Origin of the sequence: Tianxiuia mixotrophica, assembly GCF_050596425.1 — a bacterium.
GTDB lineage: Bacteria > Bacillota > Clostridia > Peptostreptococcales > Acidaminobacteraceae.
In genome coordinates this window covers 1,217,102-1,233,831 of the sequence record NZ_CP192292.1, presented here as the reverse complement: position 1 = coordinate 1,233,831, position 16,730 = coordinate 1,217,102, and the positions used below count along the sequence as shown (strand labels likewise).

At 39.7% G+C, this 16,730-nt stretch carries 16 protein-coding genes; 3 read left to right on the top strand and 13 right to left on the bottom strand.

Annotated elements, in window-relative coordinates; all coding sequences use genetic code 11:
* Nucleotides 1-16: 16 nt before the first annotated feature.
* The 8 genes from ACQ4KW_RS05450 to ACQ4KW_RS05415 form a co-directional block, all read right to left on the bottom strand.
* Nucleotides 17-1,141: an ABC transporter permease gene (locus ACQ4KW_RS05450; protein WP_430885520.1), complete on the bottom strand. Its 1,125-nt coding sequence runs from the start codon at nucleotides 1,139-1,141 to the stop codon at nucleotides 17-19.
* Nucleotides 1,138-1,947 (bottom strand): ABC transporter ATP-binding protein, encoded by an 810-nt coding sequence (locus ACQ4KW_RS05445; protein WP_430885519.1) that lies wholly within the window; start codon nucleotides 1,945-1,947, stop codon nucleotides 1,138-1,140. Before ACQ4KW_RS05445 ends, ACQ4KW_RS05450 begins: the two co-directional genes overlap by 4 nt.
* Entirely contained in the window at nucleotides 1,940-2,959 is a 1,020-nt protein-coding gene (locus ACQ4KW_RS05440) for an HlyD family secretion protein (RefSeq protein ID WP_430885518.1), read from the bottom strand. Before ACQ4KW_RS05440 ends, ACQ4KW_RS05445 begins: the two co-directional genes overlap by 8 nt.
* Before the next feature lie 3 nt (nucleotides 2,960-2,962).
* Nucleotides 2,963-3,580, bottom strand: a complete 618-nt coding sequence (locus ACQ4KW_RS05435) for a TetR/AcrR family transcriptional regulator (protein WP_430885517.1) — start codon at nucleotides 3,578-3,580, stop codon at nucleotides 2,963-2,965.
* A gap of 340 nt (nucleotides 3,581-3,920) precedes the next feature.
* Nucleotides 3,921-4,304 (bottom strand): aspartate 1-decarboxylase, encoded by a 384-nt coding sequence (gene panD / locus ACQ4KW_RS05430; protein WP_430885516.1) that lies wholly within the window; start codon nucleotides 4,302-4,304, stop codon nucleotides 3,921-3,923.
* On the bottom strand, nucleotides 4,305-5,156 hold the full coding sequence (panC, locus tag ACQ4KW_RS05425) for a pantoate--beta-alanine ligase (protein WP_430885515.1): 852 nt from the start codon (nucleotides 5,154-5,156) through the stop codon (nucleotides 4,305-4,307). It lies immediately after the preceding gene.
* Nucleotides 5,157-5,174: 18 nt separating this feature from the next.
* Nucleotides 5,175-6,011, bottom strand: coding sequence for a 3-methyl-2-oxobutanoate hydroxymethyltransferase (panB, locus tag ACQ4KW_RS05420; protein WP_430885514.1), 837 nt, complete (start codon nucleotides 6,009-6,011; stop codon nucleotides 5,175-5,177).
* Nucleotides 6,008-6,904 (bottom strand): Rossmann-like and DUF2520 domain-containing protein, encoded by an 897-nt coding sequence (locus ACQ4KW_RS05415; RefSeq protein ID WP_430885513.1) that lies wholly within the window; start codon nucleotides 6,902-6,904, stop codon nucleotides 6,008-6,010. Before ACQ4KW_RS05415 ends, panB begins: the two co-directional genes overlap by 4 nt.
* A 485-nt stretch (nucleotides 6,905-7,389) precedes the next feature.
* Between ACQ4KW_RS05415 and ACQ4KW_RS05410 the strand changes: the two genes are divergently transcribed.
* Both ACQ4KW_RS05410 and ACQ4KW_RS05405 read left to right on the top strand, forming a co-directional pair.
* Nucleotides 7,390-8,469 carry an NAD(P)H-dependent flavin oxidoreductase gene (locus tag ACQ4KW_RS05410; protein ID WP_430885512.1) on the top strand — a complete coding sequence of 360 codons (1,080 nt, stop codon included), beginning with the start codon at nucleotides 7,390-7,392 and terminating at the stop codon, nucleotides 8,467-8,469.
* Nucleotides 8,470-8,696: 227 nt separating this feature from the next.
* Nucleotides 8,697-10,505, top strand: coding sequence for a heme NO-binding domain-containing protein (locus ACQ4KW_RS05405; protein ID WP_430885511.1), 1,809 nt, complete (start codon nucleotides 8,697-8,699; stop codon nucleotides 10,503-10,505).
* Nucleotides 10,506-10,629: 124 nt separating this feature from the next.
* On the opposite strand, the gene ACQ4KW_RS05400 is transcribed toward ACQ4KW_RS05405, so the two are convergent.
* From ACQ4KW_RS05400 to ACQ4KW_RS05380, 5 genes are all read right to left on the bottom strand, one after another.
* Nucleotides 10,630-11,640 (bottom strand): aldose epimerase family protein, encoded by a 1,011-nt coding sequence (locus tag ACQ4KW_RS05400; protein WP_430885510.1) that lies wholly within the window; start codon nucleotides 11,638-11,640, stop codon nucleotides 10,630-10,632.
* Between the two features lie 235 nt (nucleotides 11,641-11,875).
* Complete coding sequence (locus ACQ4KW_RS05395; RefSeq protein ID WP_430885509.1) at nucleotides 11,876-12,034, bottom strand: hypothetical protein; 159 nt, start codon at nucleotides 12,032-12,034, stop codon at nucleotides 11,876-11,878.
* A gap of 304 nt (nucleotides 12,035-12,338) precedes the next feature.
* The gene (locus ACQ4KW_RS05390) at nucleotides 12,339-13,565 is read right to left on the bottom strand and encodes a dicarboxylate/amino acid:cation symporter (RefSeq protein WP_430885508.1); all 1,227 of its coding nucleotides are present in this window, start codon (nucleotides 13,563-13,565) and stop codon (nucleotides 12,339-12,341) included.
* A gap of 14 nt (nucleotides 13,566-13,579) precedes the next feature.
* A complete protein-coding gene (locus ACQ4KW_RS05385; protein WP_430885507.1) occupies nucleotides 13,580-14,485 on the bottom strand; it encodes a response regulator in 906 nt (301 codons plus the stop codon).
* 43 nt (nucleotides 14,486-14,528) lie between these two features.
* Nucleotides 14,529-15,830, bottom strand: coding sequence for an ATP-binding protein (locus tag ACQ4KW_RS05380; protein ID WP_430885506.1), 1,302 nt, complete (start codon nucleotides 15,828-15,830; stop codon nucleotides 14,529-14,531).
* A 424-nt stretch (nucleotides 15,831-16,254) separates the two neighbouring features.
* Between ACQ4KW_RS05380 and ACQ4KW_RS05375 the strand changes: the two genes are divergently transcribed.
* Nucleotides 16,255-16,599, top strand: a complete 345-nt coding sequence (locus ACQ4KW_RS05375; protein ID WP_430885505.1) for a DUF3870 domain-containing protein — start codon at nucleotides 16,255-16,257, stop codon at nucleotides 16,597-16,599.
* Nucleotides 16,600-16,730 lie beyond the last annotated feature (131 nt).

The window sequence follows — 16,730 nt, the reverse complement described above, 5'->3', positions numbered from 1 at the left end:
ACAGATAAGACCTTTCTTAATCCAGTCGTTTCTTAAACTGCGTTGAAGCGATTATAAGCAGAACCACCGTCAAGACGCCTAAGGCGATGGTATCATCCACAAGATAGCTAAAATCTGCCCCTTTTAAAATTATGTCTCTTAAAATATTAATAAAATATGTCACGGGAAGCACGAATCCAGCCGTATAGATTGGAAGGGGCATAGCCTCTCTTGGAAACATAAAGCCAGAAAGAATAACGCTCGGAAGAAGAAATAAAAGAGCCATCTGCATGGCCTGGGCCTGGTTGTCTGCTATTGAGGAAATAAGCATGCCAATGGCAAGTGCGCACATCACAAACAGAACACCGAGGACTATTAATAGGGGTAAGGATCCCTGAACAGGGACTTCGAACCACCAGGTGCCTAGAAAGAGTGCCAGTAAAAAGTCAATGGTGCCAATAATAACATATGGAGCCATTTTTCCAATTATGAGTTCCGCGCTCCGTATTGGGGTTACAATAAGGAGTTCTATTGTCCCATGCTCCTTTTCACGAACAAGGGAGAAGGAGGTTAGTATAACTGTGATATTTTGCATAACAAGACCTATAAGAGCTGGCACGATAAATTTTGAACTTTCAAGATCAGGATTGAACCAGACCTTTGTTCGTACGTCCAGTCTCTCCATATTCTCTGTCAAGTTAAAACCTGAGCTTTCTATCAGTTCAAAAACGTAAGTCCTTGATAGCATAACACTGCTTTGAAGCGCTGTTCTAGCTATTGTGGGATCAACACCATTAATGACAAGCTGAGTCGTTGCCTTTTCCCCTTTTTCTATATTTTTGCCAAAGCCAGATGGAATAATAAGAGCCACATCAACTGAATTGTCCATAATGGATCTTCGAATCTCACCTGTGTTGTTCAGGTATCTTGTCGGTGTGAAATAGCGTGTGGCATGAAACTTATTTATCAGTTCCCTACTTTGGTAGGTCTTGTCCATATCCAAAATGGCCATGTCGATTTTTTCCACATCCGTATTCACAGCGTAACCAAACAGCAGAACAAATATAATGGGCATAAGGAGGGCAATCACCAAACTGGGCACATCACGCTTTATATGAATAAATTCTTTTTTTACCACTGAAAAGAGTCGCATTAAACTCATGACTGGTCCTCCTCTCTTAGAAGGAACTTAAGTTCATCGTAAGAACTGGCCACCTTATTTCCCGTCACCTCTTCTTCGTACTTAATAAAAACATCTTCTAAACTTTTAACACCCATTTCATCAATAATTTCCTGCGGGGCCCCTTGTCCAATAATATGACCCCTAAAAACAAATGCCACTTCATCACAACTCGCTGCTTCATCCATGTAGTGGGTTGTCACAAGGACACTGATTCCCTGTCTTGAAAGTCGATATATGATTTCCCAAAACACTCGCCTTGATACTGGATCCACCCCAGCTGTTGGCTCATCAAGTATGAGAAGATCCGGTTTGTGAATAAGAGTGCAGCCAAGGGCCAGACGTTGTTTCCATCCCCCAGACAGGGTGCCTGTGATCTGGTTTTTGCGGCCACTGAGACCTGCCATATTAATGATTTGGTCAATTCTTTCTTCTACATGTTTCTTGCCCACATTATAGATTTCAGTGTAGAATTTCAAGTTCTCATAAACAGTTAAGTCCTCATACAGGCTAAACTTTTGCGACATGTAACCTATATGGAGTTTTATGGTTTCTGCATCTTTGACAATGTCATAGCCAAAAACTGTCCCCTTTCCAGATGTGGGTCTTAAAACACCACACAGCATGCGGATTAGGGTCGACTTCCCTGCCCCATTGGGCCCGAGGATGCCAAATATTTTTCCCCGCGGAATGTTCAAGGTGATTCCATCCACGGCATCAATATCACCAAAGGTTTTTTTCAAGTCTTTAATCTGAATAAGATATTTTGAATTTTCCTCCTTATTCATTCAAATCATCTCCTAAATAGATATCCACAAGCATGCCTGGTTTCAATCTGTCATCCTTGTTGGTGATTCGAATACGCGTTTCATAAACAACTTCCTGTCTGTTTTCCTTTGACTCCAAATTTTTAGGCGTAAACTCACCTTTTCCTGCAATGAACTCAACCCGTCCTCTGTATTCTAAGCTTTCGTCATAATCCACTTTGATGACAACATCATCACCAACACCAATCTTATGAAGGTTCAGTTCCTCCACATATATTTTGACCTTTATATTTTCCAGATCAAGGATTTCTGCAAATTTTGATGTGGCCTGATACTGTTCGCCTTCACTCACATATATGTTCTCTATGGTTCCAGTGTGTTTGGCCTGAATATGTGTGTCTTCTATCTTATTAAGAACTGACGCCACACCCCATTTTGCACTTTCAACACGACTCTGAGCGGCTAGAAGTTCCTCTTCAGTGGCCCCTTCTAGGACAAGATTTAACTTCTCTTGAAAAAGGGATTTCTGGGCCTTGGCCTGGTCTCTTTTCGATACCGCATTGTCTTTTAAAAGTTTTGCATCATCCAGTTTCTGCTTGGAGACAGCTCCGCTTTCGTAAAGATTTTTTGTCTTCTCATAGCTGTCAAAAGCATGATTAAGCTGGTCCTGTAAAATTGCTATTTGGTCATCCTGCTGGTCAATTTGCTTATATATTTGATTCACTTCTTCCTGCCTTGCCCCTTTAACAATCTGGGCAAGTTCTGCTTCAGCACCGGCAAGAAGGGCCTCTTGTTTTCCTTTTTCAATTTCAAGCGCACTTGAGTCAATACGGGCTATATCATCGCCCTTTTCAACCCATTGTCCCTCCTTAACAAATATTTCCTCTATTTCACCTGACACACCAGACATAATAGTATATTTATCGCTCTCCACTGTGCCTGTATAATAGTTTGATGCTTGTGCTTGACAGGCTGTTAGAAGTAGTAAACTCATTGTCACTGCAATTACAAGCTTTGACTGCTTCGTGATCATTTTCTACACCGCCTTTAATCCGTTAATAACAACTTGTGCTGACGTTTTGAGCATGTCATCCATAACGGCCATTTTTTCCTTTTCGTCAACAATCCCCATGAGTCTGAAATGAAAAATAATACCTGCAATTTGTCCGAAAACCGTTCGAAGAATCATATAGATATCTAGGTTTTCTTTATCGAGTTTTTTTGCAAGCACTTTGACAAGTTCTGCACCAATATCTTCTACGTTGGCTTTAAAAGAATCAAAGAACATTTTGCTGACTTCATCATGGAAGTTGATTTCATAAACAACAATTTTTAATATCTCCATTTTCTTTTCAACCAGCATGATCCTGTCACGTATAAGGGCCTCCACCAATTCTTCAGGCGTCATGTCATCACTCTCTTCTAGGAGTCTGTAAAGTAACTTGGTTGCTATGTTGCTTGAAAACTCAATTATAAAGTTCTCTGCCACATGCTTTAGGAGGTCGATTTTCTTTGGAAAGTATCTGAAAATCGTTCCTTCTGCACAGCCTGCCTCTTTTGCAATTTCTGATGTGGATGCGCCCGAGTAGCCTTTTTTTGAAAACATTTTAATGGCTGATACAAGGATTCTTTCTTTTGTAGACAGATTTTTCATAAATACCTCCGTATAGTCAATTTCCTATTTACGTGCGGAAAATTACTGATTTGCGTTTTCAACATACCATATAGAGTTTTTTAGTTTTTAATAGCTATACACCTTATGTTGAAACTCTTTAAATGATATTTTGCAAGTCGTTCACTTATGAATATACATGTTAAAAAAGTGAATCTAGAATAATGAGTGATTACTCACTCATTATTGATTATACCCCTAATCTCAAATAATACAACCACGATTTAATATAAATATAAAGGCGAACCTTTGGTCTCTATACTGAGATCAACGATTCGCCTTAACTTTAAATCTTTATCCTATTATTCAATAAAAGCATGACTTACTTTATATCACCATGGGTTTCGGATGTAGCCATTTCAACAATCCTGTTATTTTCATCACAGAAGACCACTTTGGGTTCAAAATCCAGAGCCTTATCTTGGTCAATCCAGCAATAAGCTATGATTATGCATACATCTCCTGGCTGTACCATTCTTGCAGCCGCGCCATTGAGGCAAATAACACCGCTATCCGCTTCACCTTCTATAACGTATGTTTCCAGTCTTGATCCATTGTTATTATCAACAATTTGAACCCGTTCTCCTGGAAGTATACCAGCAGCATCCATAAGTGTTTTATCAATTGTCACTGACCCTACATAATTTAGATTGGCTTCTGTAATAACAGCTCTGTGAATTTTACCCTTAAACATATTAACCAACATCTATTCAACCTCCAACCTGATATTATCTAGTAATTTTGGTTTTCCAACCCAAACAGCAAGGGCAATAAGCACATCCCCTTCAAGTGTCTGTAAAGGTTCTAAAGATTTTGCATCCAGAATTTCTATATAGTCAATTTTCATATACTCTATGGTATTGATCATTCTTTTCATTTCAGCGTAAATGGCAGCAGCTTCCCGCTCTCCTCCATCGATCATTTCACGTGCACGACCTAGGGACTTAGAAAGAATGAGTGCATCCTTTCTTTGCTGGGCATCTAAATATGTGTTTCTGGAACTTAGAGCCAGTCCATCTGGTTCACGAACAATAGGACATGGTACGATATCTAAGTCAAAGTTCATGTCTTCAACCATTCTTTGAACAACCGAAACCTGTTGGGCGTCTTTCATTCCAAAATAGGCTCTATCTGGCACACAAATATTAAAGAGTTTGGATAAAACTGTAGCAACGCCACGGAAATGCCCCTCCCTGCTTGCACCACACATGCGTGATGTAAGTGAGCCTTCCACATTAACATATGTGCTAAATCCCTGAGGATACATTTCTTCAACAGTCGGGTAGAATACATAATCCACACCCGCTGATTCCATAACTTCCTTGTCTCTTTCAATATCCCTTGGATAGGCTTCTAAATCTTCCTCAGGACCAAATTGTGTTGGGTTGACAAAAACACTTGCCACAAGAATATCATTCTCTCGCCTCGCCCTATCCATCAATGATTTATGGCCTTCATGCAAAAAACCCATGGTTGGGACCAGGCCAACTGAACGACCTTGTCTTTTCAGGCTTTTAAGGAGATTTCTTAACGCACTCCCACTTGTATATAGCTCCATAAGGACCTCCTGATAATATTAATAGAGTTTCTCAAGGACTTCATCCTTGATTTTAAAAGTATGCTTTTCCTCTGGGAATGTCATGTCTTGCACTTCTTTTTTATATTCAGCCACGGCTTCTTTCATAGAAGAGCCCACGTCGGCAAATTTCTTCACAAATTTAGGCACGAAATCTGAGTACATGCCTAGCATATCCTGTATAACAAGAACTTGACCATCACAGTACTTGCCTGCACCAATCCCTATAGTTGGTATGGTTAATTTTTCACTTACGATTTTAGCAAGTTTTTCTGGCACACACTCAAGGACAATTGCACAACAACCGGCTTCTTGTAAAAGCAAAGCCTCTTCAATCAGCTTTTTGGCCTGTGCTTCACTTTTACCCTGAACCTTAAAACCACCAAACATATTTACAGATTGTGGTGTTAAACCAAGGTGGCCTACAACTGGAATTTGAGCCTTCACTATGGCACGAACCTTGTCAATAACATCCGCTCCACCCTCTAGTTTTATGGCGTCTGCTCCTGCTTCTTTAATAAATCGACCCGCATTTCGAACGGATTCCTCTATAGAAATGTGATAGCTCATAAATGGCATGTCTCCAATAACAAAAGCCTTGTTCACACCACGTGCAACCGCCTTTGTATGATGGAGCATGTCCTCCATTGTTACACTTAATGTGTCTTCATACCCCAGCATGACCATGCCCAGTGAGTCACCCACTAGAATTGTATCAACACCCGCTTCATCTAAAAGCTTGGCTGTTGAATAATCATATGCTGTCAGCATAGATATTTTTTTCTCATTCTCTTTAAATGCAATAAAAGAAGATACCGTAAATTTGCCCTTGTTCATGATTTCACCTCATCATCTAACAACTCTTCCAGTTTCCCTAACTTACTGCTGTCTGCATGTGACTTCTGTTTGGCAATCCTGACAGTGGCCTGTCCAAGAAATCTATAAAAGTCTTCAAGTTGCTTGTCATGAACAGCATTAAGATGTGCTTTCACCGTGTTAATATCACCGCGTGCGATGGGTCCCGTAAGGGCTTCCTTGGTATCCATGTGCTTAAGATTTTCAACTGTACCACGTATAAGTGGATAAAGCGCCTTGTATCCCGTTTCTCTATCAATTCCAATGGATTCATACATGGATAGACCTGCGTCGACAAGTGTCACAAGATAGTTGGACACCGTACACGCCGCCATATGATACAAGGTTTTCTGCTCGCTTTTAATTGTAAAATATGTGTTCTGCATTTTTTCTAATAATTCTATTAAGGAATTTAGGGCCCCCTGCGTACCTTCAATAGAAAACACACTTGTTTCAAGCTGCTTAACGGCAGTCTCAACATCCGCAATTGACTGAATTGGATGAAGCGATGCCACATCAGCCCCTTTTATCTCAAGGACCTTTAAACATTCACTGGAATGTGCACCACTCATATGAACAAATGTTTTTCCTTTTAAGAGCCCGAGGCTCCTTATCGAATTTTCTTCTGAATAAATCTTCGCAATTTGATTTGCCACTGTCTCTATAACAGAGTCCGGCGTTGTGATAAATATCAAATCCGAGGTCTTAACCAGATCTTCAATTCTGCTGTAATACCCGCTGTTTGTCAGGCTTGCAGCTTCTTTGGCTGATTCTATACTCTGGCTAAAGTAGCCGGATAATACATGCTTATGCTTAACGAGGTAAGCTCCAAATGCCTTTCCAACTTTGCCAGCGCCGATAAAGCCAATTTTCAAGTTCATCCCTCCCATAGCCCCTGAATATCATATTCTGGGGTAAATAATAAAAACCTGCATCTAGGCAGGCATTCAGAAATTGGATGATTCACATCATCCTTTGTCTGTCTCTGTCCATAGGCTCCGAGCAGAATCTGACACCTCTGTGAGTGTCCAAGCGTATGGGATTGTCTGTAATACTAGGCACATGGTATGGCTCCCCAAGGATACCATCCAACCTGACCTTATCAGGTTCATGGTCATTTTATCATAGAGGGGGTAAATTGCAAATTATTTTCAAACTTTATCCAAATATTTTTAGTATCTGGTATTAATATCTAGTGTTGACTTGTAGTTCTACTTTGATATACAATATTACATAGTAGTCTAGGGATGTAGATTAGACACTTGCGGGTGTCAGACACTTGCAAGATGCTAAAAATAGCAGTTTTATAATTAGACTGTTGTGATATGAACAGTGGGACTCAGTCAGGAGTGTATAAAGTATGTTTCCAACACTTAAAATTAGGGACATGAACGTTAAACTGCCAATTATTCAAGGCGGTATGGGTATTGGCGTTTCCATGTCCAAGTTAGCTGCTGCGGTTGCTAATGAAGGGGGTATCGGAATTATTTCTGGTGCTCAACCAGGTTACAAAGAAGAGAACTTTAGAACAGATAATGCTGCTGCCAACGTTCAGGGCCTTATCAAAGAACTTAGAAAAGCTCGAGAACTGGCTCCAGGTGGCTTTATTGGGGTTAATTTCCTAGCTGCTTCAAAAAATTATACTGAACTTGTTATGACAGCTGTTAAAGAAAAAGCTGACCTTATTATTTCTGGAGCAGGTCTGCCTAAAACCCTGCCTGATCTTGTAAAAGGGTCTAAGACAAAAATTGCCCCAATTGTATCTTCTGGTAAAGCGGCAGCAACCATCGCAAAGATTTGGGGTAGAAAGTATGATTTTCTACCTGATGCTGTCATCGTTGAAGGTCCCCTTGCAGGAGGCCACTTAGGCTTCTCGCCTGATGACCTAAAAGCTGATAAATGGCCAAACTTAAAGGATCTTGTTATTGAAGTGGTTGAGGCTCTAAAACCTTATGAAGAAAAGTATGGTCGTAAGGTGGCTGTTATTGCAGCCGGTGGTGTTTATACAGGTGCAGATATGGCTGAAATGATGGAAGCCGGTGCATCAGGGGTTCAAATGTCAACACGTTTTGTAGCCACAGAAGAATGTGATGCACATGAAAATTTCAAGCAGGCTTATATAGATGCCAATGAGGAAGATATCGAAATTATAGTCAGTCCAGTCGGTCTCCCTGGTCGCGCCATTCGAAACCGATTTACAGAACTGGCCAAAGAAGGGGCACACAAAGTTACCAGATGTTATACCTGTCTTAAGGGCTGTAACCCTGCAACAACCCCTTACTGCATTACCGACGCCCTTGTGGCTTCTGTTGAGGGCGACACAGAAAACGGTCTGGTTTTCGCAGGACAAAACGCTATAAAACTGACTGAAATGTCTACTGTTCACAATGTTATTGAATCTATAAAAACTGAATACGATCAGTATATGTCAAACAAATAGCATCAACCCTCCAAATATTTTTTTATAGAACACCATGTGAATTTATTTCATATGGTGTTTTTTTTATTCCACCTTATTTTGGTTTCTTTTTATAACAATGGGAATAAGTATAAGGAAAGTTCCCCACAATCTCAACATTTTTTAATTATTCATCTATATATCATCCATATATAATGAAAATCTGTTATAATTGCACTAATAGAGTGTAATTTCCGAGGAGGGTTTATATGAAAGGTTCGGTAGTATCGGTTTGGTTAAATACCATCGAAAATGTATGGGGAAATAATGTAAAAGTGGAAGCAATGGAATCCATCGGTTGGTCGGCAAGCAAAATAATTTCTCCTCTTGATGATATCCAAGACGATGTTATTTTTGGTGTTATGGGCCACGTTGGATCCAAAGTTGGCATTTCTACAGAACAAGTATGGAGAACACTAGGACGCCATAATATTATTAGTTTTAGCAAGTGGTTTCCTTCATTTTTTGAAAGATCAAGCCTAAAGGCTTTCTTAACCATGATGGACAGCGTCCATGCTCAGCTTACTAAAATGATTAAAGGTGCAAAACCACCTAGACTCATTCCAACGGAGATTGATAATACGACATTTACAATCACTTATCAATCAAAGCGAGGGCTCTTTGAATACTTCCAGGGGCTTCTTGAAGGGGCTGCTGAATACTTCAACGAAAAAATGGAGACTGAAATACTGGACCGGTCTCAGTTGTCTGATGGCACCCACCAGATGGTTATAAAAATTAAAGTGGAAAAAGGCACCAAGGTCTATAAATCTTATAAAATGACCAAGCTCTTATCACTTGGATTCTTAAAATATGCACCGGCTAAGATTGCCTTCCTGCCAGCAATTGCTACAACGCTTGTTACTGGACTAGGAACAGGTGACTGGATTGTTGGTGGCATTGGCGGTCTTATTACACTGGTTGTCGGCATTACAACCGCTCGAATTGTTTGGTCTCCAACACATGCGACACTTGAAGAACTTGAAGATATGAAAAATCTCAAGTTTGATAATGATACTGTTTTAAGCACTGGTGACAATTACGAAGATATATTTAAAGAAATCGGCAGTGTAAAAGAAGCCCTTCGTGAAGACTTTATCCTCTTCAAAGGTGGGGTTGATGACATTCATAACTTCAATCAAAAATTTAAGGATGTCGCTGATAACATGACTGAAGTGGCAGATATTATTTCAACCAATGTTCAGGAAGTTGCTGAAGGCGCCACTCACCAAGCCACTGAAACTGAAAGTTCAGTGAATATACTAAGTGGTAATATCGAAACACTTAATGCCTTGACTGAAGAGGAAATTGAGAGAAAAGACAGCCTAGAAGCTGCTGTTTCTAACATTGAAACTTCATTCAAAGAGCTTCAGGATGTTTCTTCTAACCTAAATGATATTCGTGAAAAGTTTGCAGGGGTTAATGACTTGGGTCAAGACCTTTCAACAAAGGTTCAAGATATTATTGATATTGTTTCTACAGTTGAATCGATCGCTGAACAAACCAATCTGCTTGCTCTAAACGCTTCTATTGAGGCTGCCCGTGCAGGTGAACACGGACGTGGTTTCGCCGTTGTAGCTGAGGAAGTTCGTAAGCTTGCTGAAGATTCAAAAGACGCTGTGAACACGATCAATTCTAACCTCAACCTATTTACTGAAGAAGTTAATCATATGGTTACAGAAGTGGCTGACCAATTTGTGGCCCTTGAAGATGGCAATAAGAAACTTCATACAGTGGCCGAAAACAATCGTTCTGCAACCAACCAGATTTCAGATGTTGCTGAAGGTATTGTTGAACTGTCTCTAAGACTTCAATCTGAAACCAAAAAAGTTAGTGAAGTTTTTGAGAACATGCATACACTGGCTGCCATTGCACAAGAGAACTCCGCATCAAGCCAGGAAATGAGCGCCAATGTACAACAGTTCACTCACCAGCTTCAAGATTTTGCAGATTATATTGTTGAACTTGAGAAGCTGTCCATTAACCTAAAATCAGAACTCAAAAAATATCAAATTTAGGAAGTGGCGTTTTGTACTTACTTTCATCCACAAAAATATAATGTATATTATAAAAAGACTTCACATCCCTATCAAAAGGTTTGTGAAGTCTTTATTATTATCACTTTTTTAAAGGCCCTGCTTGTTATACGTGGCCTACATGAATTTTTGTCTGGGCCTTGTATGGCTTTTCCGGTGTCACCGCTTGGGATGGAAAGCCTTTGCGATTCACATGATCTGGCAAGTTTTGTGTTTCAAGGCAAATGGCCTTATGGTCTAAATGATTGGCCGTGTAGACAACAACAGCGTCTTGGTCTGTCCATACCAGCAGCTGTCTGCCTGTCTCAGGATGACTCAATTTGACTTGAGGGGTGTCACTCTTTTCAAGTAAAAACGGATGGTCAAATCCACCACCACGCATTATCTGCGTTTCATTGGCTCCAATGTCCTGACCTATGGTCTTTTCCTCTCTGAAATCAAAGGCCGTTCCATCAACACCTGCTAGGAGACCTACAGGACAACCATTTTCTTGAATCGGTGCGAACTGCTCTGAATTGATCCACAATCTATGATTAAAAACCTGTCTATTTACATCTCCACTTAAGTTAAAGTAAGTGTGGTTTGTCATATTTAAAATTGTTGGGGCATCTGTTACACCTTCATATGTCATATGAAGTGTGTTGTCCTCATCAAGAATATATTTCACACAAAGCTTTACATTCCCCGGAAATCCACCGTCGCCATCAGGACTTTCATGGGTGAAGACCACGCCTCCCGCACTGCCTTCTTCAACAATTTCGGCTTTCCAGTTTTTCTTTTGCAAGCCAGCTCTGCCTGAATGTAAATTATAGTCCTGATCATTTTTGTCAAGTTCATAAGTCTGACCTTCTAGCTTGAAGCGCCCTTTTGAAATTCGCCCTGCTGTTCTACCAACAATACTGCCGAAATAGTCAGGGTTTTCAAGATAGGTCTTCACATCGTCATAAGAAAGGACTATATTTTCAATTTGTCCATTTTTGTCGGGCACATAAAAACCTTCAATGGCGCAGCCTACCGACAAAACACTTAATTTTATATTGTTCTTGTTTCTTATAATTATACGTTCTATATCGAATCCATCTAACTGGATACCTGTGGTTTCTTTTATAACGTTCATAATAATAGTCCTTTCACACTGGAACTCTCTCTGTCGTATATGTATTATCCATTCACATTATAATCTTACTTTTACCCTGTAACAAGTCACTGGGTCAAATCTTTTGTATAATTTTAGTTTTTAACCAGATTCTCCACGCTTCTTTATGACTGCATACAAAAACGACGCTACCTTTACACGGCAACGTCGTTTCACGTTTGATGGCTTTCCATTGGTTTTCATCCTTTGGTCCGACTTAGTATTCCATTGTTTTAAAACCGTATAGCATTGCATATTCGCGATCTACTTCTGAATTACAAGTTTTGCAAAGTCCAAAGCGATTAACTTTTTTCTCTTCTTCACATCTCTTACAGACGCCAACCTTAACGTAGTTGTTTTGAACGTTCTTGTCCATTGCCATACCTCCATTTTTGAATAATCGTATACAATCTTGTCTATATGAATATTATAGATCACTTTCATGCATTTTACAATACTTTTATTATGTTTTTTTGTAGATACAATCCGCACTCAAAGACGAACTTTATTAATCAATTAATATTTTTCATTATACTTATACGCAGTTAAAGGCGTATTCTAACAGTTTTCGCTCTTTTTTTATGGTAATTTCCGCACGTTTTCGCTTTTTCCAAACTTATATATTCCAGCCCAATAAAAAAAGTCATAATGCAAGAACAATTGAAATTCTTGCATTATGACTACTTATTAAAAACATCTCTGTCTAATTTCCCTAAATCTGAAGCCACGACCATAGCGGCGACCAAATCACCAAGAATATTGACAGGTGTCACCGCAACACTGACCACATGGCTTATAGAAATAATTATTGCCAACAGTTCAACTGGCACTCCAAAAACATGAAATATTATGCCTAGGGTAAACATCCCCGTCAAGGTCCCTGCGGTTGTGACCATTGCTGTTATAACAACCATGAGAACCAGGGTCCATAGGCTTGAAGAATCAAAGACAATGCCGTACACATTGGCTGTAAGAAGTATGGCCACGGCCTGCATAATAGCGGTCCCATCCATATTGAGAGTCGTTCCACCCAGAACAACATTTTCAGCTATTTTCTCCGGCACGCCTAATTTTATAGTAGCGGTTCGAATGGTAATGGGTTCCGTTTCTTGGCTGTTTATGGTCCACCCTGCCACACGCACTAGGGAGACACTTTTTTCAAAGAACTTTAAGGGGGATAATTTTAGCTTCAACTTAATGGTCCCACTATAGACAAGAAGAACATGAAGGGCCACAAGGACAAAGACCGATATAACATAGTAGAGGACAAAACGAAACACAGCAGTCCCCGTTCTTGCTGTTAGCTCAAAAGAAACCAGAAAAATCATTAGGGGCAAGACCGTATAAAGCTTATAAATAATCTGAATAAAACGCTTGTACATCGTTTTAAATCCATCTTTATCCGGTGGTCGAATTTCTCCTCTCCCTTTGTCGATTTCAGCTAGGACAACCCCGAGAAGCGCAGAAAGGGCACATACAATTTCTAGGGGCAGTCTCGTTAAGGTCTCCACCAATCGGCTGGACATAATGACATTTTCTCTAGCCTCCAACCAGGGACTGAAGTCCATGAAACCACCCAATCCATCATACAGCAAGGACCCTATGAATATAGCCAGCAAAACCGCCAATATGGTTGTGGCTATATAGGTGCGCACTGAATCCCCCCCCCCGCTATAATGTCCACGTATCATGCTCCACATGAGGCGAAAAGCATCAATAAACGCAAAACAGCCCAGGGGGTAAATCAGTATTTTTATCATTGAATTGAACACAGTTATTCCAGTGCCAGATATTTTGTGAAGCACATCCAAAACAGGCAGTGGTATGCGAACTGAATAAACCACAATACCACATATGCCTCCAAGAATCAGTGCAATAAAAAATCTGGAGAGCGTATCTTTTTTCATAATATCTTCCCTTGCTATTTTTGAATAATGTTTATAACGCCTTCAAGGAATCCTTTGGCACTTACCTTGCCATGGTATTTAGACCGCCCTCTGATAAAGTCCATTTCAGCCTTAACATCTTTGAAGTCATATAAACTGTTGGAATACTTTTCAAATTTCAAGTTTCCAAAATCCTCTATGCCCAAGTTGGCTATATTTTGAAGACCTGTGTGAATTGATCGTCTCACACGCTGTTCAATGGCTTTTTTAGAAACCGACTTGGTAACACCTTCTTCTTTGTAATGTTCACTTAGCTTTTCATATAGCTTGGACATGTTTATAGCCATCTGCCTGCTCTTGCTAAAAGCCATATCTTCAATAATCATGTCAACCATATGAAGAAGATCCGAAGCCCCGGCTTCATTCATTATCCCGATTTCAGTGAAGAGCTTCTGAGCCACAGTCCTTGGTGTTTCGTTGACAATAACCTGTTTTTCTACGTGGGCAGATGCTGTTAGGCCTGCCGCAGCATTAAGCGTTTGATTGATTTGACTCAAGGTTCTACGGATACGCTGATTTTCGATGGCCTTTTGCGTGATGGTCACAACCTCAACAACATTGATGGGCTTGTTAATGTAGAACTCAATCCCTGACTTATAGGCCTCACTGATCATATCCTGCGATGTGACTTCTGAAATCATGATAAACTGCATGTCACGATCATGCTTCCGAACACGGCTTATAATCTCAACTCCATCCATACTTGGCAAGAGCAAGTCCACATAAACAAGGTCTGGTTTGAGCTTTGAAATATCACCTAGAGCTTGCTCCCCATCTTCCGCTTCCCCTACGAGTATGCCCAAATCATTGTCTTCAATGATGTTGGATAAGATTGTTCGCACACCTATATCGTCATCGACCAGATAAATTCTTGGTTTCACTTAGGTCCCCACCTCCATTTTGATGTATCTCCTTATCCTGTATTTAAGCAAGAAAATCGCTTGTTTGTATATTTTTTATAGGAATGTACACTTTGAACATTGTTCCTTTCTCCGTTTCTGATTCCACATACAATTGCCCCTTATAATAGGATTCAACAAGTTCTTTCACATGGGTCAAGCCTATTCCCGTAGACATTCTTCCCGTTTTTTTATCAAACTTGGTTGAAAAACCAGGCTTAAAAATGGCCTGTAGGTCCTTGGGTTTTATTCCACTCCCGTTGTCTGTGATCTCAAAAACCAAATTAGGCCCTTCTTTTCTTTGTGATATATGAATAAAGCCTGTTTTCTCAATGGATTCAATGGCATTATTAATCAGATTGTTCAAGACACTTATAAGGGAATGATAGTCATTTATAATCATGTCATCCCCAATATCAAGAACGATTTCTATGTCCTTATTGAGGGCTTTGACATAACGCTTGGTGTTTTCCTGTATGATTTCAAGCACTTCACCAATCAGTATATGTTCCTTATTTCTATGGTCAGGCAGGAGACTTTCCATCCCCGATATCACCCTTTGAGAGTCTTTTTTTATTTCATGAATATCTTTTGATAAGTTTAGGAGCCGTCCCTTAAGATGGCTTATATAGGTTTGATCAATTTCAACCTCATCATTTTTGAGTTCTGAATAGATAGAGTAGCTCCGGTTCATAGCCGACTCAATATCTCCCATGGATTTATTCAAAAAGAAAATTTCGGCTTTCATTTTGGCGCTCATAAGAAGAAACTCTTTATACTTCTCATTTTGTTCCTCCCTTAAAAGGAGAACACTGTAAAACCTGAGCCCCGAATATAAAATAAGAATCAAAAATGCCCGAACAAACCCGGCTATAAAAAGGCCCAGAAGGACCACGTCTGCTGATGTCCCATCAAATTCCTGGCGCATGACAACTTCCATTATATTGGCCATAATGTCTGAAATGCTGACCATGAATATGAGCTGGACCGGATAATCTGCATAATTTCTAATCTTAAGTTGCGAGTACATAACAGCGACAATCATATAAAATATGGCCGCAGGTATGTGCTTATTCATAATTGGAATGATGTCTGCTGCAGTTGAAACATAGTCAAGAAAAACACGAAAACCAAAAATGGCTCCCCCTGAAATAAATCCGGTTATGGCAATAGGCACTTTTTCAAATTTCAAAATCAAAAGTGTCATAGCTACAATACCCAGTGATATTCTAAAGGAAGAATTAAATGGATGAATATAAACTTGTCCCATCAATGCAGTGGCCGCGGCTATAAAAAAAACCTCCGTCACCCTATCTCTTTTGATCATTTGCTTCCCCCGACATCAATTTTTTTTAAATCATTTGTCATCCACCATCTCAACCCGATATATAGAAAAACGAATTGTGAAGTATCTATATATTGTGCACAAGAAACCTTAATATGTGATACCACGAATTTATTACATATTTTCATATACGCCCTATAAAACTAGGAGAAATGCTTATCCCAGGCGCTTGCAAAATTACAGCTTCACATCCTCATCATGCCATATATAGAATTTTTGATTCTTAAGCATCTATATATGGTATGACATATGGTATGACGAGAATTATTGAATCCTATTTTACAAGTCGCTCACTCCAGAATCAAATTAAAAATCTCATTAAAATTTTAACACAAATTTGCAAAATATTATTGAAAATAAGTATCTTTCGTGTATAATCTGTGGTAGAAATGGAGTGAGTGATCCCATGAAACACTATGATAGTGAAACGGTTTACTTCATTTCATACGCTAAGCTACCAAGCAATATGGCCGCTGGTCAACTCGTGGAAGTGGTCGGCGTCGGGCTCGTCATCAATTATAAAACAGGTCGTGTCACAGATATGTCATGCACCCTTATAACGGATGAGGCAAAGATGTTCCTGAAAGATATCATTGTTGGATTCAACCTTCATGAAGACTCTGTTCAGGATCTAATCGATGCCATTAGCTTTAGATACCATGGCCATTCACAAAAGGCTATATGCGTTGCTGTCAAGCAGTCCATAGAGCGTTATCATCAGTGGCGAAGCGAGAAAATGAATAAGTCGTAACAGCATGCAAACAACTGCTTTATTTGCGGTAATGATGCAGCCCATCTTGACCTAGCAGATAAAATCCAGTACAAAAATCGCGCAAGCTTTTTTTGTACTGGATTTTTTTATTGTCATTCCCATATGACTTG